The organism is Nocardia aegles, assembly GCF_052545135.1.
Window position 1 is genome coordinate 101,094 of sequence record NZ_JBQWRI010000010.1, and the last position, 13,118, is coordinate 114,211.

The 13,118-nt window shown below is 64.5% G+C and carries 8 protein-coding genes and 1 tRNA gene; 3 read left to right on the forward strand and 6 right to left on the reverse strand.

Translation table 11 applies throughout. From position 1 onward, the window contains the following. Window positions 1-921 precede the first annotated feature (921 nt). Window positions 922-2,457 carry an AAA family ATPase gene (locus ACT89H_RS24365; protein WP_445110975.1) on the reverse strand — a complete coding sequence of 512 codons (1,536 nt, stop codon included), beginning with the start codon at window positions 2,455-2,457 and terminating at the stop codon, window positions 922-924. Window positions 2,458-2,824: 367 nt separating this feature from the next. Here ACT89H_RS24365 and ACT89H_RS24370 point away from each other — a divergent pair, with 367 nt between their 5' ends. Both ACT89H_RS24370 and ACT89H_RS24375 read left to right on the forward strand, forming a co-directional pair. After that, entirely contained in the window at window positions 2,825-3,340 is a 516-nt protein-coding gene (locus tag ACT89H_RS24370) for a hypothetical protein (protein ID WP_445110976.1), read from the forward strand. 80 nt (window positions 3,341-3,420) lie between these two features. Beyond that, complete coding sequence (locus ACT89H_RS24375) at window positions 3,421-4,788, forward strand: site-specific integrase (protein ID WP_445110977.1); 1,368 nt, start codon at window positions 3,421-3,423, stop codon at window positions 4,786-4,788. Between the two features lie 98 nt (window positions 4,789-4,886). On the opposite strand, the gene ACT89H_RS24380 is transcribed toward ACT89H_RS24375, so the two are convergent. The 5 genes from ACT89H_RS24380 to ACT89H_RS24400 form a co-directional block, all read right to left on the reverse strand. Next, window positions 4,887-5,105 (reverse strand): hypothetical protein, encoded by a 219-nt coding sequence (locus ACT89H_RS24380; RefSeq protein WP_445110978.1) that lies wholly within the window; start codon window positions 5,103-5,105, stop codon window positions 4,887-4,889. A 250-nt stretch (window positions 5,106-5,355) separates the two neighbouring features. Next, a tRNA-Thr gene (locus tag ACT89H_RS24385) sits at window positions 5,356-5,431 on the reverse strand. Window positions 5,432-5,494: 63 nt separating this feature from the next. Next, a complete protein-coding gene (locus tag ACT89H_RS24390) occupies window positions 5,495-6,700 on the reverse strand; it encodes a DNA polymerase III subunit delta' (protein ID WP_445111053.1) in 1,206 nt (401 codons plus the stop codon). A 70-nt stretch (window positions 6,701-6,770) separates the two neighbouring features. Then, window positions 6,771-9,671: a type I DNA topoisomerase gene (gene topA / locus ACT89H_RS24395; protein ID WP_445110979.1), complete on the reverse strand. Its 2,901-nt coding sequence runs from the start codon at window positions 9,669-9,671 to the stop codon at window positions 6,771-6,773. Between the two features lie 321 nt (window positions 9,672-9,992). Further along, window positions 9,993-10,199: a cold-shock protein gene (locus ACT89H_RS24400; RefSeq protein WP_011206895.1), complete on the reverse strand. Its 207-nt coding sequence runs from the start codon at window positions 10,197-10,199 to the stop codon at window positions 9,993-9,995. A 500-nt stretch (window positions 10,200-10,699) separates the two neighbouring features. On the opposite strand from ACT89H_RS24400, the gene ACT89H_RS24405 reads away from it, so the two are divergent. Next, window positions 10,700-13,021, forward strand: coding sequence for a DEAD/DEAH box helicase (locus ACT89H_RS24405; protein WP_445111054.1), 2,322 nt, complete (start codon window positions 10,700-10,702; stop codon window positions 13,019-13,021). Window positions 13,022-13,118 lie beyond the last annotated feature (97 nt).

Sequence of the window (13,118 nt, forward strand, 5' to 3'; positions counted from 1 at the left end):
CATACCTGTTGCCCGAATAACTTTCCCCACTACCTGAATTGCGTTCGCAGTGCATGGCGCGTAAACCAGGCAGCGATACAGGACGCTAGAAGATCCGTACAGCGACTTTCATACACTCTCGCGATAAATCACACGTTCGCGCATGTTCAAGACATCAGCGTGTCTTCCTCGCACGTACGCACATGAACCGCCCCCACTCGCGCAGAATGCGAAGCATTCAGTCCAACGCTCTCGCTTATAGCAAGAGGCCCGTGCACAGCGGTGACATACACCGAACTATCTGCACACGAGCCCTGCTCACCTGATTGGATATGAAGTTGTGCATGTCCTTCGGCGATCAGTCGAGCTTCACCCGAACTATTTTGTGGTTGCCTTTGCACAGATGACCGCAGTAGTAGCGGTCGATCTGTTCCAACGACCATTCAGCCCTCTCGCGAGTCTCGTGCAGCATTACCGTGGGGACTCCACACCAGGCGATGAGCGCGTACGGACCTTCACCCCACACCCAAGCTGCCCGACGGATTGCACACTTCATGAATGTCCGAGTGGTGCGGTGCTTCCTCTCACAGTTGTGTCGCTTATAGACCGGCGTCGGGTCCAGCTGAACTATCGGCATTGTCTTTTCCTTTCTCACGCACACAGGGACCCCGCGAACTGTGAGTGTTCGCTTTCTCAGTTTCACTTTCTCAGATTCGGAACTAACACCTTCCTCGCATACGCGCCGGTCCGTGTACGCGCTCCGGCGCAGTCTGCGCGCCGGTGTGAATAACCGTGTAACTATGCAACGATGATGCGATAAGCCCCGCAGCCTCATAGTTACATAAACACATAGTTACAAACCTCCGTTACGTACGTACGTGCGCGAGCGGGCATTATGCCCGCCGGTGTGCGCCGGTGTGCGCCGGTACCGGCATGCGCGAGTCAGATCAACGGCAAGCAATAGGGCTTGCGATTTCCACCCGGCTGAACGAGTCGCTTAGCATCTTTCAATCGAGACAACGATGCACGAACGGTGCCGACTTTCAGGTGTGGATATTCTCGAACGATATCTGACGCTAGCCCGCCAGCCCGATTCGTCTGCATGAATTCCATCACGTAGTCATCGACCGATTTCTCGTCCCCGATTTCAGCCAACGCTTCGTGGCGCCATAATGGAAATACGATCTCGAACCGTTCTTCCCGCTCCTCGACATCTCGGCCCGTGATATAGCACTTGACCTGGTTTGTCCCGCGCTTCTTATCGAGGAACAACACAGTGTCCGCGCCACCGACGATCTTTCGATGTCCTGAAACGCCATCCATCCAGTCAAGCGAGTCCTTATTCTTGCGGTCGTGATGGATAACCACGATAGCGGCATGGTGCTTGTCACTGAGTTTCTTGAGCTGTTTCATAACCTCCTGGTCCAACTTGCCGGGCTCACTGCTGCGGGACGACGCAGGACGGATCTGATCCAGGGTGTCAATAGCGACGAATTTACAGTCCGGGTTCTCGGTCAAGTACAAATCGAGAAGTTCGATCCCCCCGTCTCCGATTTCGGGCCATTCCCCAACAATCATCACCGGGTGCTGACGGTCACCAAAGTCGAGTTCCATTGCTTCCGTAACCTCGTTGAGGCGCTTCTGCATACGACGCGGGGAAGGATCGTCCACGCTGATGATGAGCGCGCCGCATTCGCCCACGACCATCCCACCCAATGCCTTCCCTAGAGACCATGCGAGAGCTACTACAACGTTGATAACGAGGTACGACTTACCAACCTTTGGAGCCGCCACAATGAGGGTCAGCCCCTCGGGAATGAGTTCATCCAGAAGCCATTTCAGCTCCGCGAATTCCTCGGCCATTAGATCGTCTATGTCTCGCGCACCAAGTGCGCTGAGCATTTCGCCCAGCGACTTGTCCGGGTCGTACTCGGCGGCTCCACCTTCGGGCAGTCCATCTGCGGGATGTGGGACGGAGGTCTTCCTCCTGGGCTTGGCCGGCGGTCTGGTGTCGCCGTCCCAGCACACAACGACCTGCTCAGGCAGTCGGTCATAGCCGAACTTGGCCACTGACGGCTCGTGCTGTTCGAGAACCCACAGAGCTTCGGCCTGCGTCAGACCCTTCTCGTTGCACAGCCGCACGAGCTTCTTCGTGAGCTTGTGTCGACCTGTCCCGTCCCCAGGGTCGGGCTCGTCCAGCATGGACCGAATCTCGCGCCCTTGGCGGTCCTTGGAGACCTCACGAGCGACTAGCGCTGTCGCATCGCCACGTACCCCGCGCGACGGTTCGTCAGGCACGTCATCGAACGCCCAGCCGACCAAGCTGTCGAACCACTCGACGCTCGTCGGACGACGACGTGACCGCCCAGCCCTGCGCAGCGTAACCTGAGTTCGAGCCTCGGCCTTGGTGTTGAACGTTCCGATAAGTCGGAGCAATTCGCCGTCGCCGTACTTTCCGCCTTGCTCATTGCCCCTCACCCCACACGCCCGAGCAAGTCGCCTGGCGCGTTTCTTCAGCTCGACGCCCGTTAGATCACGATCGCGTTTCTGACAGGATCGCCGATCGGTTGGGTGTGGACCTCGAAACGGTTATGGACGTCGCGCAACAACTTTGGGGTCATACAGCCACGAAGGAGCGCGACGAGCGCCTGTTGTCTACACCCCCGAGTGACCCGAAAGCGCTGCGCACCTTGCGCGCTGGCATGACCAAGCGGTTGTTGCGTGAGGTTCGTGAGCACATGCAGAAGGGCGGTGAGTGACTACACCGGGCAATCACACGTACCGCATCCCACCAGGCGTTCTACGCGCCTCCTAAACACCTGAAATCGACTGAAGGACAACGACAATGCCCTTGACCGAAGAAGCGCTACAGAGCATGTTCGATCGCCTCAAGAATTGCTGCCTGACCTGCAATAAGGACGTGCCCGATGACCAGATCGCGGGCTACTACTGCAACGCCTGCCTTGATGCACAGCCAGAGGCTTACCGATTGTTCCGTGAGTGGTTGAGCCTTGCCGCATGGAAGCGCGTCCTGTGGCGAAACACTGACTCGCGAGCATCAGAGCGGTATCAGATCGTCGGCGTCCTCGACCTGAGCGAGTGGGGATATAACGACTTCGACCCGCCTACCAGGATGGACTTCGCGGTCACGAACGAAGCGATCTTGTCCGGTGAGGACATTGACCTGTGGGACGCAAGGAACCTGGCCACGACAGACCCCACTGGACGCGATGCGAACGGCCAGCCATGCGTCTCATTCATGGTCATAGACGACGAAATCGAATCGCTCAATCAGTTGCCGTTGGGCGGCACCTGGAACAGCTACGCGGATTGGCTCGCCCAGCGCGGTATCGACGTCTGACTCCACACTCACCAATCCCCGATGGGCCCTGCGCGATGCGTGGGGCTCGTCGCATTTCTCCACCAAGAAAGGCCCGAACGATGGCACAAGGAACGATCACCAAGCGCTGCGGCTGCACCTACGTCGATGAGGACGGCATTCGTCGTCAGCTGGGTAAGGACTGCCCAAAGCTTAAACGGGCTGGCGGTGGATGGTCGCCCACACACGGCACATGGGGCTACATCATCGGAATCACCGACGCCACGGGTAAGCGCCGTCAGCGCACACAGTTCGGGTTCGAGTCGAAGCAAGACGCCGTGGATGCCCTCGACACACTGAAAGCGAAAGCCGCGCGGGGTGTGGACATCTCAGTCCGCGTCACCGTCGCCGAGTATATGGAGACCTGGCTCAAGGGCAAGGCGCACGAACTGAAGGGCAACACCCACGACCATTACACCCGGTACTCGAAGCGCTGGGGGCTGTACATCGGGCGCGTGAAGCTGGACGACCTTCGGGTTCATCACCTGACCGCAGCTTTCGAGCACATCGAGGAGCGCAACGAAGAAATCCGACGGGGCAAGATCAAGGCTCGCGTCACTGGCCCGTCTGCCATGCAACGAATGCGCGCCATGCTCCGTAGCTGCCTGAGCGATGCCCTGCGTGAGGGTCTGGTCACGGTGAACGTCGCGAAGCTCGTCAAGCTCCCATCGGGCAAGCCGCCCAAAGCCCAGGTATGGACCAAGGCACGCGAAAAGACCTGGCGTGACGCCATAGCCAAGCTCATCGAGGAAGGCCGCACACCGAAGCAGGCACGACGCGAAGCGCCCACACCCTCCACTGTCATGGTCTGGCGTGCTGATCACCTGGGCGCATTCCTCGATGCCGTCGAAAGCGACCGGCTCTACGCCCTGTGGCACATCTTGGGTACCCGTGGCTTGCGTCGCGGCGAAGTGCTCGGCCTGCGGTGGGGTGATGTCGACTGGGACCACGGGACAATCACCATCGAACATCAACTTGTGCACAGCCCAACTGGCGTCATCGAGGACACGCCTAAGTCCGAGGCAGGTGACCGCACCGTAGCCCTTGGCACCGAGAACGTCTCACTCCTGAAGGCGTACCGCGCTGCGCAGAAACGCGAACGGCTGGAGTGGGGCGAGGCGTACACCAAGACCGACCGCATCTTCACCCGCGAGGATGGGCGCGACATCGACCCGAACCACTTCAGCAAGCAGTTCAAACGCCTTGTGGCCGCTGCGGATCTGCCTCCGATCCGGCTGCATGACGTTCGCCACACCGCAGGGTCGCTCATGATCGCGTCGGGCTCTGATCCGAAGACCGTTCAAGAGACCTTGGGGCACGCCGACATGAAGCTCACAATGGAGGTCTACGTGTCCATGTTCGAGGATGTAGCCCAAACGAGCGCCGACAACGTGACCGCGTTCATCCCGAGGACCCGCAAGAGCGTCTAAGTTCGTCCGTACACGCCCGCACGTTCGTACTGACACACACTGTCGCGAGCGTCATCACCAGACGCTCAGAGACGCACTCAGCGCAGCATCTCCGCCGGTCAAACCCACATTCTTACGATGCGCGCATGACGAGCGAGAACATCAAGCCGGGTCGCCGGTTCAAGGGCGGTGTGGAACAGGACCCGCTCAAGCGCATCATCACGGCTTTCCAAGACGCCGACTCCGAAGAGACTGCACATGCGGATCTGGGCATGTCGCCCGCCGAAGTCGTCAAGCAGCTGCTCAACAGTCGGATCAGTCACCAGCACTGCGCCCATCCGCGCACCAAATCAGCTATGGCGAGATGCCGCGCCGAACGCATGGCCGAGGTACGCGGTCAGACTCTCCCCGGGCCCTCTCCCACACGGACCCGAGTGGACCATTCTCGGTGCAGTCACTCGAACACACCTTCGGCCCGCCAGAAGTGTCGAGCACGACGAGTGGTGTCATAGTGGTGACACACCGAATCTTTGTTCGACCGGCAAAAAGGCCCCCGCATACGTTTCCGCATGTCAGGGACCTTCTTTGTGGAGCCGCCTGGGGGAATCGAACCCCCGACCTTTTCATTACGAGTGAAGCGCTCTACCGACTGAGCTAAGGCGGCGTGCCTTTCGGCCAGGGAAGTCTATCGTCTCACGGCACGGATCGCGAAAACGGGTGGTCACGGTCACTGTGCGCGGGCCGCGATGAGGGCGGCGGCCATGGCGGCGAGGGCGAAACGGGGTTTGACATTCAGGTCGAGTGCGGTGCGGCAGGCGAGTACGGCCTCGATGGACTTCAGCAGGCCCTCCGGGGGCATGCGGTCGGCCAGATCGTGGATCTCGTCGGCAAGGTCGGGGTGGGTGAGCGCGATGCCCGAGCCGAGCCGGGTGGCGCCGAACCGGACGGCGAGCGCGTCTCGGTAGACGCCCGCGACGTCGATCAGGGCGCGGTCGAGAGCGTCGCGGCCAGTTCGGGTCGCGCGCGACTTCTGCCGCCGCTCGAGGTCCTTGAGCACGCCCGCGGAACCGCGGGTGGCGCTCGCCGCGCCCTTGCCGGTGCCGCCCGCGCCCAGCGCGGTCGCGAGTTCCTCGCGCTCGCATTCGTCGCGGGCGGCGCTCATCTGCTTGGCCTCGTCGTCGGCCGCGCGCACCAGCTCGTCGGCGGCGCCGTAAGCCGCGCCGGGCTTGCCGACCGCCGCGACCAAGGCCAGAGCGCGCTGCCGGCGGGCGCGCGCCTGCTCGTCGGTGGCGAGCCTGCGGGCCCGGCCGACATGTCCGCCGCTGATGGACGCGGCCCACGTCGCGGTCTTCTCGTCGAGGTTGTCGCGTTCGCGCAACACCCGCGCGATGGCGGCCACCGATGGCGTCACCAGGTGCACGTGCCTGCATCGGGAGCGCAGCGTGATCGAGATGTCCTCGGGATCCACCGACGGTGCGCAGAGCAGGAACACCGTCCGGTGCGGCGGCTCCTCGACGACCTTGAGCAGCACGTTGCCCGCCGCCTCGGTCAAGCGGTCGGCGTCCTCGATGACGACCACCTGCCAGCGCCCCGTGCTCGGCCTGCGCGAGGCCACCTGAACGATCTCGCGCATCTCCTTCGTGCTGATGCTCAGCCCCTCCGGCACCACCCGGCGAACGTCGCCGTGCGTGCCCGCCATGGTCGTGGTGCAGGCATGGCACCTGCCGCACCCGGGCGTCGCGGGGTCGGTGCATTGCAGCGCCGCGGCGAAGCACAGCGCGGCGACGGATCTGCCCGACCCGGGCGGGCCGGTGAACAACCACGAATGCGTCATCGCGCCCCCGACCACTCCCCCGCGGGCCGCGACGGCGGCAGCCGTCAACTCGGACTCGACCGCCTCCTGGCCGACCAACCGATCGAAGACTCCCGCCACGGCGTCCACCCTAGCCGCCGCCACCGACAGCTCCCGGCCGGCGCTCAGCCGACGACCGCGAGCCGGGAACTCACGACTTCCCGACGCCGGTCTTCTTCGCCGCCGCCTTCTGCGCCGTGGTCTTCTTGGCCACCGTCTTGGTGGTGGTCGCCTTCTTGGCGGCGGTCTTCTTCGCGGCGGTCTTCTTGGCGGGCGCCTTCTTCGCCGCGGCCTTCTTGGCGGTCTTCTTCACCGGTCCGCGCGCCCGCCGGTCGGCGAGCAGTTCCATGGCCCGCTCCGGGGTGATCGATTCGATCTCGTCGCCCTTGCGCAGCGTCGCGTTGGTCTCGCCATCGGTGACGTACGGGCCGAAGCGGCCGTCCTTGATCACCATCGGCTTGCCGGTAGCCGAGTCGTTTCCGAGTTCCCGCAGCGGAGCGGCGCTCGCTGCCTGCCGTCCACGGCGCTTCGGCTCGGCGTAGATCTTCAGCGCCTCTTCCAGTGTGACGGTGAAGATCTGGTCCTCGCTGCTCAGCGAACGCGAGTCGGTGCCCTTCTTCAGGTACGGCCCGTAACGTCCGTTCTGCGCGGTGATCTCCTCGCCGCTGGCCGGGTCGGTGCCCACGACGCGCGGCAGCGACAGCAACTTCAGCGCGTCGTCGAGCGTGATGGTGGCCAGGTCCATGGACTTGAACAGCGAACCGGTGCGCGGCTTGGGCGCCGCGGCCTTCTTCGCGGTCTTCTTGGCGGGCTCCTGTCCCTCCTCGACCTGCGGTTCGGGCAGGACCTCGGTGACGTACGGACCGAAACGTCCTTCCTTGGCGACGATTTCATGCCCCGACTCGGGATCGACGCCGAGCGAACGGCCTTCTTGCGGGGTCGCGAACAGCTTTTCGGCGACCTCGGGGGTCAGCTCGTCCGGCGGAAGATCGTCCGGAAGGTTGGCCCGCTGTGACACCGCATTGCCTTCGGGGTCATCGGGATCGGTGACCATTCGCTCCAGATACGGCCCGTACTTGCCGACCCGGACGACGACGTCTCGCCCGGCGGCATCGGTGAACAGTTTGATGGAGTTGATTTCACGGGCGTCGATGTCGTCGAGCCGTTCCCCCACCATCTTCTTCAGACCGCCGGACCGCGCGACCGAGCCTTCCACGCCGTGATCGCCACCGAAGTAGAAGCTGGACAACCAGTTTCCGCGCTGCTCACGTCCTCCGGCGATAGCGTCGAGGTCGTCCTCCATGGCGGCGGTGAAGTCGAAATCGACCAGTCGGCCGAAATGCTCCTCCAGCAGGCCGATCACGGCGAACGCCACCCACGACGGCACCAGCGCGCTGCCACGCTTGTAGACGTAGCCACGGTCGAGGATCGTCTTGATGATCGACGAATACGTCGACGGACGGCCGATGCCGAGCTCTTCGAGCGTCTTGATCAGCGACGCCTCGGTGTAGCGCGCGGGCGGGTTCGTGCTGTGCCCATCGGGATTCAGCTCGACCGCGGTGACCGCCTGGCCCTCCTCGAGCGCGGGCAGCCTGGACTCGGCGTCGTCGGACTGGCCGCCGGCCTCCTCGTCGACGCTCTCCACATAGGCCTTCAGGAAGCCGGGGAACGTGATGGTGCGGCCGGACGCGGAGAACACGCATTCCTCGCCGGTGCCCGCGACGCCGGTGATACGCAGTGTCAGCGTGGTGCCCCTGGCGTCGGCCATCTGGGAGGCGACGGTGCGCTGCCAGATGAGTTCGTAGAGGCGGAATTCGTCGTTGTCCAACCGCGCGTGCAGTTGGCCGGGCGTGGCGAAGGTGTCGCCCGCCGGACGGATTGCCTCGTGTGCCTCCTGCGCGTTCTTCACCTTGCGGTTGTATTGCCGGGCGGTCGGGTGCACGTACTGCGAGCCGTAGAGCTGGGTCGCCTGCGCACGCGCCGCCGCGATGGCCGACTCCGACAGCGTCGTCGAGTCGGTGCGCATATAGGTGATGTAGCCGTTCTCGTACAGTCGCTGCGCGACCCGCATGGTCCGCTCGGAGGTGAAACGGAGTTTGCGCCCCGCTTCCTGCTGCAAGGTCGAGGTCATGAACGGCGGGTAGGGCTTGCGGGTGTACGGCTTGGCCTCCGCCGAGGAGACCACAAGATCCGCGCCGTCCAGCGCCTCGGCCAGTCGCCGCGCATAGCCTTCATCCAGCACGACGACACCGTTGGTGGACTTCAGCCGTCCATCCGATCCGAAATCGCGTCCGGTGGCGACCCGCGCGCCGTCGACAGTGACCAGCCGCGCACCGAAGGTTCTCGGGTTGGTGGCATCGGTCGTCTCGCCGTCGCCCGCGTCGAGCTTGGCGGCGATGTCCCAGTACTCGGCCGAACGGAACGACATCCGCTCGCGTTCGCGCTGCACGATCACCCGGGTGGCCACCGACTGCACACGGCCGGCCGACAGCCGCGGCATGACCTTCTTCCACAGCACGGGACTGACCTCGTAGCCGTAGAGCCGGTCCAGGATGCGGCGAGTCTCCTGGGCGTCCACCAGATCGTTGTCGAGGTCGCGGGTATCCGCGGCGGCGGCCTGGATGGCGGGCTCGGTGATCTCGTGGAACACCATCCGCCGGACCGGCACCTTGGGTTTGAGCGTCTCCAGCAGGTGCCAGGCGATCGCCTCGCCCTCGCGGTCGGGGTCGGTGGCCAGGTAGAGCTCGTCGGCGTCCTTCAGCAGACTCTTGAGCTCGGTGACCTTGGCCTTCTTGTCCGGGCTCACGACATAGATGGGTTCGAAGTCGTTGTCCACATCCACGCCGAGACGTGCCCAGGATTGGCCCTTGTACTTGGCCGGGACATCGGCCGCACCGCGCGGCAGATCCCGGATATGCCCGACCGACGCCTCGACCGTGTAGTTACGACCGAGGTACGGCGCGATCTTGCGGGCCTTGGTCGGGGACTCGACGATCACGAGACGACGCAGGGGACGGCCCTGGTCGGCGGTACCGAGGTCTCGTGTTGCCACCGGCGAATACACCTTTCCTGATCGACCCGCGCTGCGTCGTTTCCAGCTGCGCGCGGCTGGGGTGAGCGGCTGCGACGGCTCAACATCGCACCAGACACGTTTATACCGTGACACCGCGTGTGGTCGAGTGCTTGCGACTCGAACCACCGAGCGTACGCCCGTCAGTTCGAATCAGTATGCCCTGCCGTTTCGCCACACCTGCGCCGCGGCATACTCGGCGGACCGTTCCGCCGGCTCACGCGGGCCGTGACACCCCCAGATATAGCTCGTCCCTCACCCCGTTTCCGGTGGTGAGGGACGAGCTGTGGATCCTCGCGCCGCTCAGCTGAGCGCACGCACTCCGGTGGCCTGCGGGCCCTTGGTGCCCTGGCCGACCTCGAACTCGACCTTCTGGTTCTCCTCGAGGGTCCGGAAACCCGAACCCTGAATCTCGGAGTAGTGGACGAAGACGTCAGCGGAGCCGTCCTCCGGCGCGATGAAGCCGAACCCCTTCTCCGCGTTGAACCACTTCACAGTTCCCTGTGCCATTCTGTTCCTTCTCTTTTCTTACCGGAACGGCGGACAACTGGGTTCGTCCACCGGGTCCGTTCCGACCGTTGTACTGTTGGTTCCCCCTGCAAGGAAAGCACCAAGCACACCGTTCGCAACATCGATCCTGCTGACGGTTTGGACTTTGGATCCGTCCCTCGAACACAGAAGCTTGCGACCAGGAACCAGTGAACCATGTCTTCGGGCAATTCAACAGTCGAGTTACCGACAATTTGCAAAAAAGTTGATCTTGCGAATGCGCAGGTGAGGGACACAATGGCGGAATCCGGACTTGCGGTTCGTTTGCCTAGTGATAACCGAGTCGACGTTCAGCAAAGAAGCTGTGACCCAGGTCGCTATTGGGTATCGAAATGGCAGGTCGAGCTTCCCGGACACACACGTTTCACACTTCCCGAGCGTGTTGCGGGGTTCGGCTCGTGAATCCGCGGGATTCGGCGCGGCGCGGGCGGCCAGGAACCGAACTCGCCTACGGGACATCGTTGCTGAATCGTGTCCTGGCCGGAGGGCCCGACCGAGACCCCCGGCTGACGCATGTGGCCGAGTTGCCCGCGCGGGCCGCCCAGCACTCGGCCTGGCCCGCGTGGGCGTCGCCGGAAGTGATTGCGGCCTTGCGCGAGACGGGCATCGCGGCGCCGTGGCGCCATCAGGTGGAGACCGCGGAGGAGGCCTTCCGAGGACGGCACGTCGTCGTCAGCACCGGAACCGCCTCGGGCAAATCGCTCGGCTATCAACTTCCAGTGCTCACGACGCTGCAGGCGGATTCGACGGCCACCGCGTTGTATCTGTCGCCGACGAAGGCGCTCGGCGCTGATCAGCTACGCGCGCTCGGCGCGCTCACCCACGAAGGCCCGTTGCGCGATATCCATCCGGCCACTTACGACGGCGATACGCCAGCCGAGATCCGGCAGTGGGTACGCGCCAACGCGCGCTGGGTCTTCACCAATCCGGACATGCTCCACCTGGGCATTCTGCGATCACACCAGCGTTGGGCGCGGGTGCTGCGCAAGCTGCGGTACGTGGTGGTCGACGAATGCCACGCCTATCGCGGTGTTTTCGGTTCGCACGTCGCACTGGTGTTGCGCAGGCTGCGGCGGATCGCCGCACGATACGGCGCCGATCCCGTGTTCGTGCTCTGCTCGGCGACCTCCGCCGAGCCCGCGGCCGCCGCGGCACGCCTGATCGGTGCGCCGTGCACCGCGGTTACGCGGGACGGATCGCCGCAGGGGCCGCGGACTATCGCCCTCTGGGAGCCGCCGTTGCTCACCGCCGTGACCGGCGAGAACGGCGCGCCGGTGCGCAGGCCCGCCACCGCCGAGGCGGCGCGGATCATGGCGGATCTGGTCGCCGAAGGCGCGCGGACCTTGACCTTCGTGCGCTCCCGCCGGGCCGCGGAGCTGACCGCGCTGGACGCGAAAAGACTGTTGGGCGAGGTCGATCCGGATCTCGCCGCGCGCGTGGCGTCCTACCGGGCGGGTTATCTCGCGGAGGATCGGCGTGACCTGGAAGCGGCTCTGTCGGACGGATCTCTGCTGGGCGCCGCGACGACCAGCGCCCTGGAACTCGGCGTCGACATCGCGGGACTGGATGCCGTGGTCATCTCGGGTTTTCCCGGAACGGTCGCGTCGTTCTGGCAGCAGGCCGGGCGGGCAGGACGACGCACACAGGGTTCATTGGCGCTGCTCGTCGCGCGCGACGATCCGTTGGACACCTACCTGGTCCATCACCCGGATGCGCTGCTCGGCAAGCCAGTCGAGGCCACCATCACCGATCCGCGCAATCCCTACGTGCTGGGTCCGCAACTGTTGTGCGCGGCGCTGGAGTCGCCGCTCACCGACGCCGAGGTGAACGAACTCGGCGCCCGTGAGGTGCTGGCCGAGCTGACCGCGAAAGGGCTGATCAGGCGGCGTGGAACCGGAGATCGCGCCCGCTGGTACGTGACCGCGGAGACACAGCCGCACGACGCGGTGGACGTCCGGGGTGGGATCGGCGCACCGGTGGCCATCGTGGACGACGAGACCGGCAGGCTGCTCGGCACCGCCGATGCGGGGCGGGCCCCGGCCACGTTGCACCCCGGCGCCGTGCACCTGCACCAAGGCGAGACCTATGTGGTCGACGAACTGGATCTCGATGACGGCGTTGCCTTCGTGCACGCGGCCGAGCCCGGGTGGACCACCAGCGCGCGTCAGGTGACCTCGATCGTCATCGACACGGTGACCGAGCATCGCGCCTACGGTCACGTGACGGCCGGCCTTGCCCGGGTGCGGGTCACCAGCCAGGTGATCGGTTACCTGCGCACGCTGATCACCGGCGAGGTGCTCGACCTGGTCGAGCTCGACCTGCCGCCGCAGACCTTGCCGACCAAGGCGGTCATGTACACGGTGACACCGGAGTTGTTGGCACTGGCGGGGATCGAACCCCAGGACGTCCCGGGAGCGCTGCACGCGGCCGAGCACGCGGCGATCGGCCTGTTGCCCCTGGTAGCGACCTGCGATCGGTGGGACATCGGCGGTGTATCCACCGCCGAGCATCCAGACACCGGACTGCCCACCGTCTTCGTCTACGACGGCCACGCCGGCGGGGCGGGATTCGCCGAACGCGGGTTCGCCCAACTGCGGCAGTGGCTTACGGCGACCCTGTCGGCGATCGAGTCGTGCGGCTGCGCGGCGGGCTGCCCATCCTGCGTCCAATCACCCAAGTGCGGCAACGGGAACCACCCGCTGGACAAGGCGGCTGCGGCACGCCTGCTCACCGCCGTGCTCACCGAACTGGCCGCCGGTGCGGAGGCGTCCGCCGATTCGTGACGGCTCGGAGCCGGACGTGTGACCAATTGTCGACCTTGCCAGTGCGCACGCTGAGAAGGCCCGGGAGACCTCCCAGTGGAATGACACCGCTTCGGCC